Genomic DNA, 18,197 nt, shown 5'->3' on the forward strand with positions numbered 1-18,197 from the left:
GCCTTTTTTTGGCGAGAGTCAGGTACGAGTGTCCCGGCTGGCCGATTCGCTGACCTGCTGCTTGCCCTCAAGGCTTTCAGGGGCCAAGCGCCTCAGGCAGTCAGGAAGCTCCTGCAGAGAGTCAGCGTCTCGGAGATCCGGGCATTCAGCCGCAAATCGAGGATCTCGTCGGCGCGGGTCCGGCCCAGGTTCAGGGCAGCCATGGGCTTGTGCCACTCCTTCCCGTAACGGCAGAATCGCAGGCCCGAATACACCATCAGCGATGACCCGACCACCAGCAGGCCATCCGCCTCTTTCAGGTAGTCCAGGGCCCGATCAACCCGACTTTTGGGCACGTAGTCGCCGAAAAAGACCACGTCAGGCTTCAGGATTCCGCTGCAGGCCGGGCAGTCCGCAACCCGGAAATCACTGAAGTCCACCTCCAGGTCAGCGTCGCCATCCGGCGCCGCTTCAGCCGACAGGCCCCTGTAGCCCGGGTTCAGCTCGGCACATCGCTCATGAACCTCGTCCCGCTCGCAACGGTAATCACATGCCATGCAGATGACTTCGTCGGCCCGGCCATGAAGGTCGATCACCTGCTGACTGCCAGCTTTCTGGTGCAGCCGGTCAACGTTCTGGGTCACCAGGAGGCCCGAGTAACCGCTGCCTTCCAGGCTGGCAAGCTGATAATGGGCCTCACCGGGGCGGGCGTTCCGCATGACCGGCCAGCCCAGCAGACTACGGGCCCAATAGCGCTGCCTCGTCTGCGGCTGCGTCATGAAGGCCTGGTGCTGTACCGGCTGGCGGCGCTTCCAGGCTCCCGCCTCGTCCCTGTAATCGGGAATTCCGGAATCGGTGCTGACCCCGGCACCGGTCAGAATCATGAGGCGCGGATGACGGCTGATGAACTCGGCCAGCTGTTCCGCCGCGACCGCCGGAGGCACTTTTACCGGTTCAGGGCCGGTGCTGGGCATGGGAACAGAGCGACTGGTTGTGCGCATCGCCTTGGTGACCTCCTTTACTGGCCTTCTATTGGGCCTTCAATACGGGCGGCCTGCTTGATCAGTGCACTGGCAAGAAAATCCATCGCCACCCTCACCCTTGCCATCTTACGCAGGTCCTGGTGGGCCAGCAGCCATAAATCAATACTCTCACCGTCAATAGGCCCTGAAAGCTGCCGCAGATGTGGCGACTGGCTACCCAGGTAGCACGGCAGCACGCCGAGCCCCGCACCGGCATTCACCAGACTGAACATGCTGTACAGGCTGTTGCAACGAATGGTGGAGCCGGCCCGGCGAAGATTCCTCCGGTACCATCGACCCGTCGCCAGGTGACTGAAGCTTTCGTCCGGTACCACCCATACGTGGCTACCGGGAAGATCGGATTCATCGAACGGTCGTTGCCCGAGATAGCCGGCGCTGCCGAAAATGGCCGACTCAATGGTCCCGACCCGGTGCCCCACGAGGGTTTCCTGGGGCTGATTGGTTGGCCGCAGCACCAGGTCCGAATCACGCAGGGTAAGTCCGGCCACATCCGTACTGCTGACGGCTTCGACATCAATGCCCGGGTAGGCGGCCACCAGATCGGCAAGCATCGGCGCCAGCAGTCCATTAAGCAGACTGTCGGTGGTCGCCAGACGGACCCTTCCCTCCGGAGCCGCGTTCTGTCCCGCCAGTTTTCGCTCCAGATTCTCGATGTCGGAAGAGAACCGCTCCGCTTCCTGGTACGTCAGCTCGCCGGCGGGCGTCAGCGCCAGACCATCCCGGTTACGCTCGAACAGCTGGACGCCCAGCTCCTCCTCCATCTGGTCGAGCCTGCGTAGCACCGTAGTCTGGTGGACGCCCAGCAGTTCACCGGCTTTTGCGAGGGTGCCCCCATTGGCGAGGGCATGTACATATCGTAAATAATCCCAGTCCATAGCTCACTGCATATTTGCAAGTTGGGTATGCATTTTAACGTATTTAAACTGCAAAAAAGAACCTTCAGAATACGCGGTGAAATCAGGCAATACACCAAACCGCAACGGAGGTCAGACAATGCAAGATTTCAACAGAGTATCACCCGTCCCCTCCACCCTGTTCCACAACGGGGCTGAGCTTCGCCGGGTCTACACCCGGGTCGCTGCGAGGCATGCGACGAAAGCGGCGGCCAGGTGGATGCGCCAGGTCCAGCACCGTATCAACGGCCGGATCTGGCCGGACCAGCCGGCAGCGGGCTGAGGTCCGGACAAAAAGACTTGCCAGGGAGTCCCGGGAAAGGCAGCATTCCCGTTCCCTTAACTTACGGAACAGGAACACAGCCATGACACAAGCAACCGCCCGTCACATCCTGGTTGACAGTGAAGCGAAGGCCGAGGAACTCAAGCAGGCCATCGAAAACGGACAGGACTTTGCCGAGGTCGCCCGCAAGCACTCCAGCTGCCCTTCCGGCCGCAATGGTGGTGACCTCGGGTCGTTTGGTCCCGGCCAGATGGTCCCCGAGTTCGACAAGGCGGTTTTCAACAGTGAGCTGAACACGGTCATCGGTCCGATCCAGACCCAGTTCGGCTACCACCTGCTGGAAGTCACCAGCCGCTCCTGATTCCCCGCCACCACGGCAGGGATTCAGCGCGCCCGTCGAAAAGTCAGATTGTAGCGGACATGGCCGGTGACATCGCACCGGCCTTCCTTTACCGGCGCGATACCATGGTAACGGAGCCGGTCCTCCCCGCCCCATACAAGTACATCTCCATGCTCCAGGGTCAGTCTTGCCGGCGATCCTCCCCGCTTCAGACCACCCCAGAGAAACACAGCCGGAACCCCCAGGGACACCGAGACAATCGGCCACCGGAAATCCTGCTCGTCACGATCCTGGTGTAGCCCCATTCTCGCTCCACTCTGGTAACGATTGATCAGGCAGACATCGGGGACAAATCCGGAAAACCCGGCCGCGGCGGCAACGGCGGTGGCCAGGTCCCGAAAAGCCACTGGCATCGCCGGCCATGGCCGGCCGGTGTCCGGATCCAGATCGGTATAGCGGTATCCCCGGGCGTCCGTGACCCAACTGTACTGGCCACAGCCGGTCATCGCCGCCGACATGGACCGTCCGCCGGGCGTTTTCATCTGGCGAAAAGGCGACCGGGCGCTGACCTCACCGATTCCGGTCAACAGAGCGCCCGCCATCGACAGGGCGTAACCACGGAAAAGATAGGCGTCCGTGCCTAAAACCTCCGGGGAATCCCCATCGGACGAATCTGACAACTGCGTAAAGAGGTCGGGCATGGTTCAGTCCGGCTCCGGTAATTTCTGGACGCTATGGGTCACTATACCTCCATTCGGGGGCACCGTGAGCGGGCGTTTAAAGCCATCCATGACTGCCAGGCCGGGATCCCCGGGACCGCATCATTGTGGCCTGCTTTATGCTGCATTTTCCATTAGGCGCCAATAAACCGCCAGCCTGTAAAGTAAGCTGACACCCATGGAGACCCATCATGACCTGTGGACCGCACAATCAGCAGGCCGCCTTACTTAACCGCCTGTACCAGAACAAGCAACGGCAACTGGACGCTGCCAGCAAGCAGACCGACAGCCTGCTTTACCGGGTTTTGCTGGCAGAGGCGCAGGCAATCAGCGACGCCCTGAGCACCGTTAACCGACGATAACCCGCATTTCCCTTAGGGCCGGTCCGGCTCACCCTGCCTGTCGATGCCGACTGCGGACGCGCGCTCCCTCCAGTTTGCTACCCTGTGTACGCCTGTTCACTATACTTTACCTGCCGTCAGCGTATTTCCGGCGAGGTTCCCGATTATCCACCCAGAGCATCAGGTCAACGGAGGAAGGATGTTTTCAAGCGAGCTGCCCATCATGGACATACTCATCCGCCTTTCCGCCGCCACCGGTCTTGGCTTCCTGCTGGGCCTGGAGAGAGAAATACGCAACAAACCAGCCGGTCTCCGCTCCCATATGCTGGTATCCATGGGTGCCGCCACTTTTGTCATGGTGGGTCTGCACGTCCTCTTCGCAACGGCGGAAGGGGACCCTTCTGCCCGCATCGACCCGACCCGCATCGTGGAAGGCGTCATCGGGGGCATCGGTTTTCTGGGGGCGGGCAGTATCATTCAGGCCCGGGGCAGCGTCCAGGGCATCACCACCGGAGCCTCCATCTGGATCGCCGGCGCCCTGGGGGTCGCCAGTGGTATCGGGAATCTGCCCCTGGCCGGGCTGCTGGCTATTTTTGCGCTGGTTACCATTGCCGTTCTCGGCTATTTCGAAAAGCGCGTCCTGGGAGATCAGGGATAAAGGGAAGCAACGTAGCCTGTGCTACCCAGCTGGCGCATCTGTCGCTGGATCCAGGCCACCCTTCGCCATAGGTAATCCGAGGGTGCGCCGGCATCAAACCGTTTGGGGCTCGGGAGCACGGCGGCCAGTCTGGCCGCCTGGGCAGGGCCCAACTGACGGGCCGGGACACCGAAATAGGCGTGGCTGGCAGCCTCGACTCCATAGATCCCATTGCCGAACTCGGCCACATTGAGATACACCTCCATGATACGGTGCTTGTCCCAGAGGCCCTCCAGAACAAGCGCGAGGCCGGCCTCCAGACCTTTCCGCATGAGACTGCGGTCGCTCCACAGGAACAGGTTCTTGGCGGTCTGCTGGGTAATGGTGCTGGCTCCCCGTAAGCCGTCTCCCTTGCGGAAGGAACTGACAGCGCTGGCAATGGCATCCAGGTCCAGCCCCCAATGACCAAGGAACCGCTGGTCTTCACTGGCAATGACGGCCAGGGGCATCCAGGGCGAGATCTCTTCAAGGGGAACCCAGGTCTGTTTTACGGGACTTGCACCGCTGTGACCTATCTGATGACCCAGGATGAAAGCGGTGGTCGGCGGATTAACAAACCTTAAGAGGCCCACCACCAGAACCGTCACAGTGAAAACGGCCGCCATTCCCCACAGCAGCCACTTCATTGACCGCCACAACACTGCCTTCAAAGGCTCACTCCCTTCAACGACCTGATCCCGTCCACCTGACCAGCTGCGCCCCGACGGCAGCTACCGGCTCCAGGACAGCATCGTGAATGCTGTCTCCGGCGATTGCCGTAAAATCCCGGCCCTGGGGAGACTCGAGAAAGGTCAGGTAACGGTTCAGTTCCTCAATGGAGAAATCCTCATAGATATGCAGGTAGGCTGTATACACCTGCGCCCGCACCTGCTGCTCGATGCTGTCCCGGTGCGCCAGTACGGCGGCCTCCAGGGACTCATCGGACGTCCCGTCGCCACGGGCCGCTGACATCGCCCGGGCGAGACTCAGCTGAACCGCGACAGCGGTGTCGACCGCGCTTTCGGTCGCACGGGAAGCGTCATTGTAGCGGCTGAACAGGTGCTGGCGGTCGGTGCCCTGATACTGTTCCCGGAGCTCGCCCCTGCGGGCATCCAGGGATTCCCAGGCCGCCGGCGCGACCGCCTCTGATTCAGCGGCGGCAATGCGCTCCCCCAATGGGGACTGGTACCACTGTTCCACCTCCCGGAGTGCACTCTGATCCATACCGTGGTCTAGATCGGTCACCAGCCGTACCCGCATTCGCTCGGCACTGAACGCGCGGCTGCTGAAGTTGGCGATGGTTTCGGCAATGAAGGGGTCCACCTGTCCGGTCGCAACGAGGCCGTCGCGGATACCCTGGCGCATCATGTCCGGGGAGTGACGGGAGATCTCATTCAGGGGGGACAGGCGCACGACAGCCTCCCCCAGGGCCGAGGCACTGGCGGCCAACGGATACAACATCGCTGTGAGTATCAGGATCAGGGAGGTAATACGGGGGATCTTGCTGGGCATGGCGGTTTTCCCGGCCGGTGGCATGTGAGCGCTTTATGACACGGCGGGAGGCCGTCATCAAGGGCAATCATGCCCGGGCAGATGACGGTCTGGACAGGTTCAGGTTACGCCGCCGGCTCCGGGTGGCCGTCTGCGTACTATCAGGTTCTGCTGGGCCATGCCAATGTGGCCTTTCTCATCGTAGAGTTCAGAGCGGGCAAGCCCGATACCGTTGGGCTGAACGGTCATCCGGCTATCCAGCGCCACCCATTCGGTTGCCGGGTGGCGATGAAGGTAGACGGTCAGATCGGTATTCAGGAAAGTGAACTCCTCGATCGGCAGAATCCAGCTGAGGCCGTTGCCAAAGTCCGACGCGGCAATGGCCCGCATGGCGGCGGACACCGGGGCACCGCCCACGATGGGGTGGCGCAACCGGAACCAGGCCGCGGCAGGACCGGGGGCGACTGTCTGTCCGTGGGCCAGACGGATTTCCATGGCAGTGTAATGGAATGAGGTCACCTGCTCCATGCCGGGAACATAGAAGGGTTCGTGGCACCGGTCGGGGCCCGGCAACGGGTGACCATCAAGACGGGCATCGATATCCAGCGCTTCACTGCGAAGGAACAGCGCCAGTGCCTTTGCCACCATTGTGCCGTCATGGCTGAGTGTCAGCTCAACCCGCCGGACCGTCCGGCCCTTGCCCATGGTCGCCGTGACGGTCATGGCTGCCATGGGCACCGGGCGGATCAACTCCAGGGTCAGCCGTGACAGCAACATATCCGGATCGTCCACCAGATCTTCCGCGTAGCCCGCCAGTAGTGACGCCGGTGCACCACCGTGAAGCGCATCCGGACTCCAAGGGCCCCGGCCCAGTTCCGTCGGAATAAAACAGTCTCCTTCGCGGACAAAGACAGAATCCACCGATAGCTCACTCATGCCACAATAACTCTCGTCAACAACATCCAGGGAATGGCCCTTTATACCATCGGGACGGGACAGGCCAAAACGAAAAAGGGCACCCCGCAAGGTGCCCCGTTACCAGGTGCGGCCCTGCCGCCCGGAATCAGGCCACGGACGCCAGGGCATCCTCAACGATCTTCAGGCCTTCCTCCAGCACTTCGTCCTCAATGGTTACCGGCATCAGGAAGCGTATGGTATTGCCATACATGCCGCAGCTGAGCAGTATCAGGCCGTTTTTCTTGGCGTGAGCGAGCACCTTCGCGACCATATCGGCCCGGGGTTCACGGCTCTGCTTGTCGGTGACCAGCTCGATGGCAGCCATCGGTCCCAGATTGCGGACATTGTCCACGTGGCCGAACTTTTCCTGCCACTGGGCAAAGCGCTTGCTCAGCTTCTCTCCGAGCGCCTGGCTCTTGCCCAGAATATCCTCTTCCTCGAACACTTCCATAACCGCCAGGGCCGCGGCACAGGCGGTGGGGCTGCCGGTGTAGGTGCCGCCCAGGGAGTTCGGACCGGAGGCATCCATCACCTTGTCGGTGCCCACGATGGCGGAAATCGGCATGCCGTCGGCCATGCTTTTGGCCACGGTCATGATGTCAGGCTCCACACCGCTGTGCTCGATGGCGAACAGCTTGCCCGTGCGACCAAAGCCGCTCTGGACCTCGTCCACGATCATCAGCATGCCGTGCTCGTCGCAGATTTCGCGGATTTTCCTGAGGAAACTCGCGGGAGCCGGGTAGAAACCGCCCTCACCCAGCACTGGCTCGATCACGATGGCGGCGGTGTCCTTGGGGTTGGCGTCGGTCTTCAGCACCATCTTCAGGCCGCGGATGGCCTCGTCCTCGGAAACACCGTGGTAGGGAACCGGGAACGGTGCCCGGAAGACCGTTCCCGGCATGGGGCCGAAGTCGGTGGCGTAGGGGTTTACCTTGCCGTTCATGGCCATGGTCATGAAGGTCCGGCCATGGTAACCGCCATCAAAACAGATAACGTTAGTCTTGCCGGTGGCCGCCCGGGCCACCTTCAGGGCGTTTTCCAGCGCTTCCGCCCCGGAGTTCGCCAGCATGACCTTGGCATGACCACGGACCGGTGCCTTCTGGCTCAGTTTCTCGGCAACCCGCACGTATCCCTCATAGGGCATGACCGTCTGGCAGGTATGCATGAGCTTGTCCAGCTGCGCCTTGACGGCTTCAACCACCTTGGGGTGACGGTGGCCGATATTGAGTACGCCGATACCGCCCGCGAAGTCGATCATGCGCTTGCCATCGGCATCCCACACCTCTGCGTTTTCGGCGTGATCGGCAAACTGTTCATTCGGACTTGCGGCACCCGCAGCCACATAGCGCTCTTTCAGCTTCTGCAGTTCTTCGTTCGTCATGCTTCGCCTCAGGTATATTCATGTTGGGTTTGGGGTTGCTTTCAGTATGGTCGATTGCCTGCCCTTATTGCCAGCCCGGGCCTCACTTTCCCCAGCGGGACTCACCGTGATGCCTACTTGTATAAATATTAAGAATAGATTCGTATAAGTTAAATTCAGTTGATTGATTGTCTGGCCAGGCACATAGTGAAGCCTTCCTTCAAACCGATGCCACGGAGAGACCCAATGGATTTCCAGTATTCCGACAAAGTCAAACAACTGAGGCAACAGCTGCTCACCTTCATGGACGAGCACATCTACCCCAATGAGGCGCTCTACAGGGAGCAGGTGGAGCAAAACCGGGCCAATGGACGTGCCTATGCGGCCGTGCCGGTAGTGGCTGAACTCAAGGAAAAGGCCCGCGCCCAGGGCCTGTGGAACCTGTTCCTTCCGGAAGAGGAATACGGCCCCGGCCTGACCAATCTCGAATACGCTCCCCTGGCGGAGATCATGGGACGGGTGCTGTGGTGTTCGGAGGTGTTCAACTGTGCCGCCCCGGACACCGGCAATATGGAAGTACTGGCCCGTTACGGCAATGAAGAGCAGCAGGCCACCTGGCTGCGCCCCCTGCTCGAGGGCGAGATTCGCTCTTCCTTCGCCATGACCGAACCGGCGGTGGCTTCCAGCGACGCCACCAACATCGAGACCCGGATCGAACGGGACGGTGACGAGTACGTCATTAACGGTCGGAAATGGTTCATCACCGGTGGTTGCGGCGAGGAAACGCGCTTCTTCATTGTGATGGGCAAATCCGACCCGGACAATGCCGACCGCCACAAGCAGCAGTCCATGATCATCGTCCCCAAGGATACCCCCGGGGTTACCATCGTCAGGGACATGCCGGTGTACGGGTATTACCACGCTCCGAAGGGCCACCCGGAAATCCTGTTCGAGAACGTGCGGGTGCCCGCCGGCAACCTCCTTCTCGGTGAGGGACGGGGCTTCGAGATCGCCCAGGGCCGCCTGGGGCCGGGACGGATCCACCATTGCATGCGAGTCATTGGCCAGGCCGAGCGGGCATTCGACCTGATGTGCCAGCGCCTGACTTCCCGTGAGGCCTTCCACAAGCGCCTGTCCGATCAGGGTGTCTGGCGCGAGCGCATTGCTGACTGCCGCATCGCCATCGACCAGACCCGGCTGATGGTGCTGCAGGCGGCCCAGATGATGGACCTGGTGGGCAACAAGGTTGCCAAACAACAGATTGCCATGATCAAGGTGGCAGCCCCGGACATGGCCTGCAAGGTGATCGACTGGGCCATCCAGGCCCATGGTGCCGGCGGCTACACCGAGGACTTCCCGCTGGCGGACATGTATGTCTATGCGCGCCATCTTCGCACCGCTGACGGCCCCGATGAGGTCCACCGCAATGCCATCGCCAAGGAAGTACTGAAAGCCTACCTTTAAGCCCCCCGGCTGCCCTCCGGGGCAGCTGTTCCCCCACTGACCGCGCCCGACACAAAGCGTTACCCGCCGTTACTACCTTGCCACTGAATATTAATTAGACTTCATTACCATCAGGCGATCTACCAGCCAGCAATGGAGGACGTCCATGTCTCCCGGGAACGGTGCCGATCCAAGGGCGGGCCATCAGCTCTTTGACCTGTTTGACCTGTATAACCGACGTTACTTCCATCGCACGTTGCGACCATCGGAAGGCTTCGGGCTTCGGTACACCCAGTCAGGGCGTCAGCTGGGCCGCTTCCGCTACTGTCCCGAAAGCCACAGGGATGAGGGTATCGACCTGGCCGCCCGGCTACAGGACCATCCCCGAGCCCTGAGAAGCGCCATGGTGCGCGAGATGATTCCGATGCTCGGCCTGCAACGCTACCGGGAAACCGGTGACACTACGTTTCTGGACCGCAGCCCGCTGTATGGGCATCTCTTTATCGAGCCTGGCATAGGGGCCTTTTTCCTGGCCCAGATGGAGCACCTGAATGTTTCGTTTCCGGAGCTTTGTCTCACCATCAAGCCCCGCTTTGGCAGTGGCTCGCTGTTCGAGCAGAACCGGATTCCCAGCGCCCGCCTGATGATCGTGTGGGTGGACAACCTGCGGGACCGCGGCGTGATCTATCGACTGCACGACCGGGCAACAACCGACTGGCCCCAACTCCAGGATACCGCAGAGCGTTTCCATGGTACCCGGCATATTTCCGTGTTACGGGTGGCCGGAGCCCTTGCGGAACAGTATGCGATGCTGAAGAAAGACAATCTGCCGCGGTCCAGGGCGAAGAGCCCGGAGCTGGAGGACTTTGCTCTCACGGTCCGTGAAATCCAGGACCACCGGCTGACAGCGGAAGTGCCCCCTGTGCAGAGGAACCTCTCCCAGCAATCCGTCAGCGAGCAATTGTCCCGGTGGACCCCGGAAGCCTATTCCGGCTACTAGCCCTTCCGTGGTGCCGGCCTTTCCGCTGAGGAGATTTCGCCGCAGACCACCTCCAGGCGTCCGGGGCAGCACCGGGCGTGAAACGGCGTTACTCCCGCCTCATCGCCATCCACCGTCACGGGTTTCTCCGCCGGCGTGGTAACCTCGCACCAGGAACTCAGCCAGTCCACGACCGTACCGTCAGCCCTGGGCGAACGCCTCATCATTTTGGTTGAGAGAAACGCCCGCAACAGCCTGAGCACCGAGGCCGGCCGCACCCCGACGATCACCAGCTGGCCATTGTCGAGCCGGGCTCCGGGCACGGGGTTACCGCCCCCGTAGAACGCGCCGTTGGCCACCGCAATGGACAGCCAGCGGCCGGAGATCTCACGCTCACCGGAGCGGATAGTGGCGCGGAAACCCTGCTTTGAAAACAGTGCACTGAGAAGTGACAGGCCATACCCGAAACGCCCGAATCTCTGTTTATAGCCGCCGCGTTCCTCCTGGGAAGCAAGGGCACCGAGACCGATATGGGCGACATTCAGGAAGATTCCATCCCCGAAATCCGCCACATCCAGCTTCCGGGTTGGCCCCTGCGCCACCACGCGGCACAGTTCGTCCGGATCATCGGGCAATCCCAGGTTACGGAAGAAGTCATTCGCGGTGCCGGATGGCAGTACCGCCAGGGTGGCACCGGTTTCCATACAGAATTTTGCCGCCTGATTGACAGACCCGTCACCCCCCGCCACCAGGATCCGGTCATCGGACGTCACCGAGTCGAGCCATGAGCGGTCATCAAGATCGCAGGCACGGATATCATCGAGCCCGGCGGCCTCAAGCCGGTCCAGCCAGAAATCTCCCTGTCGGTCCCCATCACCAGCGTCGGGGTTCCTCAGCAACCAGTCGGTCATTGCAGTCCTCGGACAAGAGCCAGTATGTCAAAACCTGCTGTCAGACTACCGGTTTTCAAGCCAAATTCGATGACAAATCCGCAACTCAGCCGTGCTGGCGGACATCCTCCCCCAGCGTCCGCAGGAGAATCGGCACGGGCTCTTCCGCCACGCTGTGCCGTATGTAGACATCCACCAGCTTTTCCACCACGAAACGTCGCACCGGTTTGTGGTAGCACGCCTGCATACCCGCTTTCAGGCAGCGTTCTCGAAACTGGGGGGTGTCATCCGTGGAAATGGCAATGATTGGCACCGTTGCCGGCAACAGCCTCCTGATACGTATCTCCAGAGAGGCTTCAGGCCCGTCAAGCCGGGGCATCTGACCATCCATGAGCACCAGGTCCCACTCCCCGTGCCGAACGGTCTCCAGGGCCTCGGTGCCGTCGGCCGCGCTGACCGAGTCCACGTCCAGCCTTAATAGCTGCTTGCGCAGAATCATGCGATTGATCGGATCATCGTCCACGACCAGGACCCGGGGGCGACGACCCGGAGGTTGTTCCGGGTATCCCACACCGGCCCCCGCCACCGGCGTTCGGTCAGGCGCCGACTCCACCGGGGGAATCTCGGCTCCGGTCCGGACGCCGGCGCGTAGACGGACCCGCTCATTGCCGAACTGGAGCATTTTGACCCAGGCCACCAGCGCCACCTCCAGGATCAGGATGCCGCCAATCATCACCACGGGCACCTGGATATCCAGGGCAGGCTCGCTCCAGGACTCCAGGGGAAGACTGAGGCTGTTCCACACGAACGCGGGCACCATCACCGCAATAGCCACCAGGGAATAGCTGATCAGACGGAAACCGCGGGCACCGCGCACCCAGGGCAGCCTCCTGAGCAGCGACCTGCCGCTCGCGCTGCGGGGCACGCCGTTGGGGAGAGACGATTCGGATTCTTGTATTTCTGGCTTCTTGCGGATCATCCGCATGACTGTCCTCCTTAACAGTGCCAGGGAACCCCCGTTGCCGATAACGGGAGAGTCTGTCCGATGGGACAATCGACCGACACCAGCCAGTGTTATGTCCCACCTTACTGGAGTATGGAACTTATTTAATAAAGATTGAAAGGGGAACACGACATTTTTATGAAAAGGTACCCCACCCCGCCTCGAAGACAGCGCCAGGTCGCAATTCCGGCGTCAATCCAGCTGGTGGCTACATACATGTACTATCTTTTTCCTGGAACCTGGCTTGTTATGGTGCCGCCATGATCTGTTGCCCCCATCGGGGACGCGGCTCCGTCAGACACCCCTGAACCAAAACTACGCTGAGGTCATCCCCTACCATGTTACTCCCCGCATTTGCCGTGGTCTCCGGACTGGTCCTGCTGGTGTGGAGTGCCGATCGCTTTGTCGACGGGTCCGCCCAGACCGCCCGTTACTTTGGCATGCCCCCTCTCCTGATCGGCATGCTGGTGGTGGGCTTCGGCACCTCCGCGCCGGAAATGGTGGTCTCGGCCCTGGCCTCGGTCGGGGGCAACCCCGGCATTGCCCTGGGTAACGCCTATGGCTCGAACATCACCAATATCGCCCTGATTCTTGGTCTCACAGCCCTTATTGCGCCGATTGCGGTGCAGTCGCTGATCCTGCGCAAGGAACTGCCAGTGCTGCTTGCCGTATCACTGTTTGCCTTCTGGCAGGTACTGGACGGCGACCTCACCCGGGTTGATGCCCTGTTGTTGATACTCGTCTTCCTGGGCCTTCTTGTCTGGAGCCTGTGGCAGGGTCTTCGCAATCCTGACGACGCCCTGGGCACGGAGGTTCAGCAGGAACTGGGCGCAGTGGCTGCCCCCGGCTATCCAGGCAAGGCTGTGGCCTGGATGTTGATCGGCCTGCTGCTGCTTATCCTGGCCTCGCGCATACTGGTTTGGGGAGCAGTGGAAATCGCGTCAGCCCTGGGGGTGAGCGACCTGCTGATCGGACTGACCGTGGTGGCCGTGGGCACTTCATTGCCGGAGCTGGCGTCGTCACTGATCGCGATCCGCAAGGGCGAACACGATATCGCGCTGGGCAATGTACTGGGCTCCAACCTGTTCAACACCCTGGCAGTGGTGGGCATTGCAGGCCTGATCAGCCCCCTGACGGTGCCCCCGGAGATACTGACCCGTGACCTGCCGGTGATGATGGCGCTGACTCTCTCACTGTTCGTATTCGGCTACGGTTTTCGCGGTCCCGGACGGATCAACCGGCTGGAGGGCGGTATACTGTTGAGCTGTTTCGTCGGTTACACCGTATTCCTGGCTTTGACCGCCGTTTAACGCCATTGAGATCACTGTCAGGGCTTTCAGGGGCTCGGCAGATCAGCGAATTAACCAGACGGGGCGCTAGCAACTCACCCTCCACATCGGAGACCGCATGTTGTCTGAGATGAATACGGTATGGCTGGGTTCCCTGGCAAGCCTGCTTGCCGGGATGGGAACCGGCCTTGGCGCACTCGGTGTATTCCTTGTGCGCCGGCTGCCGGGCTGGCTCGAGGATGCGCTTCTAAGCGGGGCGGCGGGGGTCATGCTGGCGGCGTCCTTCTTTTCACTGCTGCTGCCAGGCATTCATTACGGGGAGGCCCTCACCGGGCACACCTGGTCCGCAGCCCTGATTGTTATCGCCGGGCTGCTGATGGGGGCCGGCACATTATTCTACCTCCACCAGCGGCTCCCCCATGAGCATTTCGGCCAGCAGGGCCGCGAGGGACCGGACGCTGCCCACATCCGCAGGATCTGGCTGTTCATCATCGCCATCGCCCTCCATAACTTCCCTGAAGGAATGGCAGTGGGGGTCGGTTTCGCGGGGGAGAACGTTGGCAACGGCGTTGCACTGGCGATCGGCATTGGCCTGCAGAACATTCCCGAGGGCCTGGCCGTCGCGGTATCGTTGCTCGCCATACACAACACCCGTACCCAGGCCTTCCTGGTCGCGTTTCTCACGGGCCTTGTGGAACCGATCGGAGGACTGTTCGGCAGCGGTATGGTGTGGCTGGCCGAACCCCTGATGCCGTGGACCCTGGGCTTTGCCGCCGGGGCGATGCTGTTCATCATCAGCAGTGAGATCATCCCGGAAACCCACCGCTACCCCAACAAGACCATTGCCACGTTCTCACTGCTGGCAGGCTTCGTGATCATGATGTTTCTGGACGCCACGCTCGGTTAGCGAAGTCAGATCATAACCCCACCTTCCTTATTTGTATTCACAATGCACTTGATGTTATTGGCATATATACAAAATGTTACCCGGTCTTTACTTTTCTGTCACAGACGTTTTATCTGATAGCGTCTAGTTTTTACCCACATATAACAACAACAGGCCGGGCACAAGATGCCCGGTACGGGAGAAGTGGACCATGTCAGCATCTGTTGATCATCTGCATGAACGTGTTCTGGACGCCGGCGAACCGCTGGCTGACATCATGCCTTCGGCCATCACCCTCGCAGTCATGCTTCGCCACCGCTCGATGGCGGCCTGGCTGAGATCGGAACTCGAGGGCTACGGGCAGGCAACAGAACTTCCCCCCTATCGCCACGACGTCCAGGGGCACATTGTGGCCAGATCGCCCCAGTACGGCTGGATTCCCGCACCCATCGACAAGCACCAGCTGAAGCAACTGGGGCATCTGGATCTGCGGGACGGAGTCGCTTCGCTGGAGCGCACCTGCCTGAGCTGCAGGAAAGGCAACGGCCACCGCATTTCCCTGCCCCCGGAGCGATTGCTGGAGCTTCAGCAGAAGGTCAACCTGTCGGCGGAACTGGCCATAAATATCAGTCGAAGTACTTACTGCGAGGTGCTTCGCACCATTCGCGGAAGCATCTTCCTGTGGGCACAGGCGGTGATCGAAGCCGGCCTGGGCGGCGATCACAATGCCTTCAGCAAGGAAGAGAAGGAAGCCGTAGCCGGCCTCGACAATCCCATCCGTTTCTGGCGCGAAGCCATGGCGTCACTGGATCGGCTACCGGTGCCCGACATTCGGGAAGCGGGCTTCCTTGAGCGGATGTTCGGCAGGGCCAGCTAAGGGGCAGGCCGAGCGTCCCACATGAGGGGAGGCCACCCGATTCAATGGTCTCTCCTTTCTTTCTTCTGCTTTTGTGACATATCCGACAAAAGTCTCATTGTCGTGTCCGTGTTTTACGTTTCGTAACGATCCGCAACTACCTGTCCTTATATACTACGGGTTCAGAATTGTATCGGGGCCGGACGCTGTATGTCCTTATTTGGCAGATCGAAGCCTGGAAAAAAGACCGCCCGGACGGTGCAATCGGCCCGGCAACGGGAAATTCCCAGTTCCCAGGCAAAGCTCGGCATGCGGATTGTCGCTCTGGACCGGCCATGGGACGAGGTACCGGTACTGTTCCAGAACTTTGTCGTCGAGAATGTGGAACAGCTGGAGATACTGCGCAGCTACTGCCAGATGGTCACCGTGGAGGAAACCGGGGGCCTTCTGCAATCCGGGGAATCTGGGGCCTTCCGGCCGCCGCTCCCTGAGCCCGAGAGACCGACGCTCACTGAACTGAAGCCCCTGTCGGACGAACTTGCCAATGCCCGCAAGCAGTACGGCCGCGCCAGCATCTACATGGATGACCTTCTGGGAAAGGTGTCCCGTGGCGAGAGTTTCAGTGTTGAAGGCGCCAGGGAGGTCGTCCGCAACTGCATCAACAGTATCGCCAACAATCCCAACGCCATGTTCTGGCTGACCCGTATCCGCCACCAGGACGCCTACACCGCGGAGCACTGTGTCAGGGTCGGCATCCTTGCCATCACCTTCGGCCGCTATCTGGGAATGGCTGGTCCGGAGCTTGAGACCCTCGGCCTTTGCGGCATGCTCCATGATGTGGGAAAGATGCGGATTCCCCCGGCGGTACTCAACAAACCGGGCGCCCTCGACCCGGAAGAATGGCGCATCATGCGCCAGCACTCCCGCTTCGGCTTCGAGCTGCTGGGCTCGGGACACAAACTGGAGCCGGAGGTTCTGGCAGCCACGCTTTCTCATCACGAGCGCCTGGATGGCAAGGGCTACCCGGAGGGACTGGTTGCCTCCCACATCAGTCAACCCACTCGCATCATCACCATTGTCGACGCCTACGACGCCATGACCAGCGACCGGGCCTACCGCAAGGGTATTCCCAGCGCCGAGGCCATGAGCGTGCTCTATCGCAACCGTGGGCCCCAGTTTGATGCCGAGCTGGTGGAAGCCTTTATCAGGATGATCGGAATCTATCCCGCCGGCAGCCTGGTGGAGCTGAATAGCGGAGAGATCGCCATTGTGCTGGCGGCAAGCCCCTGCCAGAAACTCAGCCCTGTGGTGGAACTGGTGCTCGACGCCAGCGGCCACCTCTGCGAACCCCGGGTACTGAACCTGAGCCAGGGCCCGTCAACGACCGACGGCCAGGCCTACGCCATCAGCCGGGCGCTACCGGATGGTGTGGAAGGGTTCGACCTGGCTGAGCACATTCGCCGCCAGGCTGCCCTGGACTCTTCCCCGGACACGAGTGCCCCGGCCGGCCAGGACACTATTCCACCAGCGCCCCGTTGATGATTGCCCGGAGCTCCTGACGTATCGGATACGCGGACGACGGTATCAGTTGCGTCATGAACACCATGACCATGTCCTCGACCGGATCCACGAAGAAGTTGGTGCTCGCCAGGCCTCCCCAGCCATATTCCCCCACCGAACCGATGGTATGGGACTTGGCTACATCGGTTTTCACCGAGAACCCCAGACCGAAACCATTGCCCTCATAGGGGGTCTCGCTGAACGCACCGATGGAAAGTCCCGGAAGATCCTGGTTCCCCGGCAGATGGTTGCTGCGCATGAAGTCCAGGGTCTTGCGCCCGATAATCCGCTCGCCGTCCAGCTCACCGCCCCGGCACAAGGCCTGGGCGAACCGGTGGTAGTCATCCACGGTGGATACCAGTCCCGCACCGCCGGCAAGGAAAGTGGGCTTCCTGCGGTAGTGGGAGGTTTCAGGGTCGTCCTGCAGCGCCATGGCGTCGCCGGGCCGGTAGAGGTAACAGGCAGCGAAACGGTCGAGCTGATCATCCCGAAGCTGGAAGCCGGTATCCTTCATCCCCAGCGGGTTGAGAATGTGTTCCTGGAAATATTCGTCAAGGGGCTGGCCGGACAGCAGCTGGACCAGGTAACCCAGAACGTCCGTGGCCACCGAATAGTTCCAGGCCGTACCGGGAGAGAACTCCAGCGGCAGCTCCGCCAGCTGTTCCACCAGCCGGTCCAGGGTCAGGTCCTTGCCACCATCCAGTTTCAGGGCGCGGTAGGCGGCATCCACATTGCTCTGACAGAGGAAGCCGTAGGTCAGGCCCGACATGTGGGTGAAGAGGTCACGGATCGTCATGGTGGTGGTTGACGGCACTGTCAGGAAATTGGGGTGAACGCCGCTGGCGTAGACCCGAAGGTTTTTCCAGGAAGGGATGTACCGGTGAACCGGATCGTCCAGCAGAAAACGGCCCTGCTCATAGAGCTGCATCATGGCGATGGACGTTATGGGCTTGGTCATGGAGTAGATACGGAAAACGGTATCCCGCTGGGCCGGCTTGTTGCGCTCCAGATCCATCATTCCCTGGGCCTTCACCCAGGCGATTTCACCGCGGCGTGCCACCAGCGTGACCGCCCCCGGCAGCTTGCCGGGCCTGATGTAGTTTTCCTCGATATGACGAGTGACATTTTCCAGCCGATCGAGGGACAGGCCGGCAACAACGTTTGACTCTGGCATGGGGTTTCCTGTTGTTATCGTGGTAATGCATGGCG

General features: G+C 61.1%; 20 protein-coding genes. 10 read left to right on the forward strand and 10 right to left on the reverse strand.

Features of this window, described 5'->3' with window-relative positions:
* Positions 1-92: 92 nt before the first annotated feature.
* Both BM346_RS05940 and BM346_RS05945 read right to left on the reverse strand, forming a co-directional pair.
* On the reverse strand, positions 93-953 hold the full coding sequence (locus BM346_RS05940; RefSeq protein ID WP_092013385.1) for an NAD-dependent protein deacetylase: 861 nt from the start codon (positions 951-953) through the stop codon (positions 93-95).
* A gap of 44 nt (positions 954-997) precedes the next feature.
* Positions 998-1,897: a LysR family transcriptional regulator gene (locus tag BM346_RS05945; protein ID WP_092009747.1), complete on the reverse strand. Its 900-nt coding sequence runs from the start codon at positions 1,895-1,897 to the stop codon at positions 998-1,000.
* Between the two features lie 118 nt (positions 1,898-2,015).
* Between BM346_RS05945 and BM346_RS05950 the strand changes: the two genes are divergently transcribed.
* Entirely contained in the window at positions 2,016-2,198 is a 183-nt protein-coding gene (locus tag BM346_RS05950) for a hypothetical protein (RefSeq protein ID WP_092009749.1), read from the forward strand.
* Positions 2,199-2,280: 82 nt separating this feature from the next.
* Positions 2,281-2,559: a peptidylprolyl isomerase gene (locus BM346_RS18370; protein WP_092009751.1), complete on the forward strand. Its 279-nt coding sequence runs from the start codon at positions 2,281-2,283 to the stop codon at positions 2,557-2,559.
* A gap of 23 nt (positions 2,560-2,582) precedes the next feature.
* Here the strand turns inward: BM346_RS18370 and alkB are convergent, their stop codons facing one another.
* A complete protein-coding gene (gene alkB / locus BM346_RS05960; RefSeq protein ID WP_092009753.1) occupies positions 2,583-3,239 on the reverse strand; it encodes a DNA oxidative demethylase AlkB in 657 nt (218 codons plus the stop codon).
* A 209-nt stretch (positions 3,240-3,448) separates the two neighbouring features.
* Between alkB and BM346_RS18050 the strand changes: the two genes are divergently transcribed.
* Together BM346_RS18050 and BM346_RS05965 are read left to right on the forward strand one after the other, a co-directional pair.
* Positions 3,449-3,619, forward strand: a complete 171-nt coding sequence (locus tag BM346_RS18050; protein WP_167812635.1) for a hypothetical protein — start codon at positions 3,449-3,451, stop codon at positions 3,617-3,619.
* Between the two features lie 178 nt (positions 3,620-3,797).
* A complete protein-coding gene (locus BM346_RS05965) occupies positions 3,798-4,256 on the forward strand; it encodes an MgtC/SapB family protein (protein ID WP_092009755.1) in 459 nt (152 codons plus the stop codon).
* Here BM346_RS05965 and mtgA read toward each other — a convergent pair.
* The 4 genes from mtgA to gabT all read right to left on the reverse strand — a co-directional run bounded on the left by mtgA (position 4,247) and on the right by gabT (position 8,103).
* Complete coding sequence (gene mtgA / locus BM346_RS05970; RefSeq protein WP_092009757.1) at positions 4,247-4,921, reverse strand: monofunctional biosynthetic peptidoglycan transglycosylase; 675 nt, start codon at positions 4,919-4,921, stop codon at positions 4,247-4,249. The genes BM346_RS05965 and mtgA overlap by 10 nt on opposite strands.
* 37 nt (positions 4,922-4,958) lie before the next feature.
* Positions 4,959-5,786, reverse strand: a complete 828-nt coding sequence (locus tag BM346_RS05975; RefSeq protein WP_167812634.1) for a DUF2059 domain-containing protein — start codon at positions 5,784-5,786, stop codon at positions 4,959-4,961.
* A gap of 99 nt (positions 5,787-5,885) precedes the next feature.
* Entirely contained in the window at positions 5,886-6,701 is an 816-nt protein-coding gene (locus BM346_RS05980; protein ID WP_092013388.1) for a thioesterase family protein, read from the reverse strand.
* Between the two features lie 127 nt (positions 6,702-6,828).
* Positions 6,829-8,103 (reverse strand): 4-aminobutyrate--2-oxoglutarate transaminase, encoded by a 1,275-nt coding sequence (gene gabT / locus BM346_RS05985; protein ID WP_092009760.1) that lies wholly within the window; start codon positions 8,101-8,103, stop codon positions 6,829-6,831.
* Between the two features lie 225 nt (positions 8,104-8,328).
* On the opposite strand from gabT, the gene BM346_RS05990 reads away from it, so the two are divergent.
* Positions 8,329-9,546, forward strand: a complete 1,218-nt coding sequence (locus BM346_RS05990; RefSeq protein WP_092009763.1) for an acyl-CoA dehydrogenase family protein — start codon at positions 8,329-8,331, stop codon at positions 9,544-9,546.
* A gap of 145 nt (positions 9,547-9,691) precedes the next feature.
* Positions 9,692-10,525 carry a hypothetical protein gene (locus BM346_RS05995; RefSeq protein ID WP_092009765.1) on the forward strand — a complete coding sequence of 278 codons (834 nt, stop codon included), beginning with the start codon at positions 9,692-9,694 and terminating at the stop codon, positions 10,523-10,525.
* Here BM346_RS05995 and BM346_RS06000 read toward each other — a convergent pair.
* Entirely contained in the window at positions 10,522-11,415 is an 894-nt protein-coding gene (locus tag BM346_RS06000; RefSeq protein WP_092009767.1) for a diacylglycerol/lipid kinase family protein, read from the reverse strand. The two genes, BM346_RS05995 and BM346_RS06000, sit on opposite strands and share 4 nt — an antisense overlap.
* An 85-nt stretch (positions 11,416-11,500) precedes the next feature.
* Complete coding sequence (locus BM346_RS06005) at positions 11,501-12,379, reverse strand: response regulator (RefSeq protein WP_092009769.1); 879 nt, start codon at positions 12,377-12,379, stop codon at positions 11,501-11,503.
* A 356-nt stretch (positions 12,380-12,735) separates the two neighbouring features.
* Here BM346_RS06005 and BM346_RS06010 point away from each other — a divergent pair, with 356 nt between their 5' ends.
* The 4 genes from BM346_RS06010 to BM346_RS06025 all read left to right on the forward strand — a co-directional run bounded on the left by BM346_RS06010 (position 12,736) and on the right by BM346_RS06025 (position 16,967).
* A complete protein-coding gene (locus tag BM346_RS06010; RefSeq protein ID WP_092009771.1) occupies positions 12,736-13,707 on the forward strand; it encodes a calcium/sodium antiporter in 972 nt (323 codons plus the stop codon).
* Between the two features lie 97 nt (positions 13,708-13,804).
* Complete coding sequence (locus BM346_RS06015) at positions 13,805-14,593, forward strand: ZIP family metal transporter (protein WP_092009773.1); 789 nt, start codon at positions 13,805-13,807, stop codon at positions 14,591-14,593.
* 190 nt (positions 14,594-14,783) lie between these two features.
* Positions 14,784-15,449, forward strand: coding sequence for an AbiTii domain-containing protein (locus BM346_RS06020; RefSeq protein WP_092009775.1), 666 nt, complete (start codon positions 14,784-14,786; stop codon positions 15,447-15,449).
* 189 nt (positions 15,450-15,638) lie between these two features.
* Positions 15,639-16,967, forward strand: a complete 1,329-nt coding sequence (locus tag BM346_RS06025; RefSeq protein WP_092009777.1) for an HD-GYP domain-containing protein — start codon at positions 15,639-15,641, stop codon at positions 16,965-16,967.
* On the opposite strand, the gene BM346_RS06030 is transcribed toward BM346_RS06025, so the two are convergent.
* Positions 16,945-18,162, reverse strand: coding sequence for a serine hydrolase domain-containing protein (locus tag BM346_RS06030; RefSeq protein WP_092009779.1), 1,218 nt, complete (start codon positions 18,160-18,162; stop codon positions 16,945-16,947). The two genes, BM346_RS06025 and BM346_RS06030, sit on opposite strands and share 23 nt — an antisense overlap.
* Positions 18,163-18,197: the final 35 nt, after the last annotated feature.

This window comes from Marinobacter daqiaonensis (genome assembly GCF_900115285.1).
Taxonomy (GTDB): Bacteria; Pseudomonadota; Gammaproteobacteria; order Pseudomonadales; family Oleiphilaceae; genus Marinobacter; species Marinobacter daqiaonensis.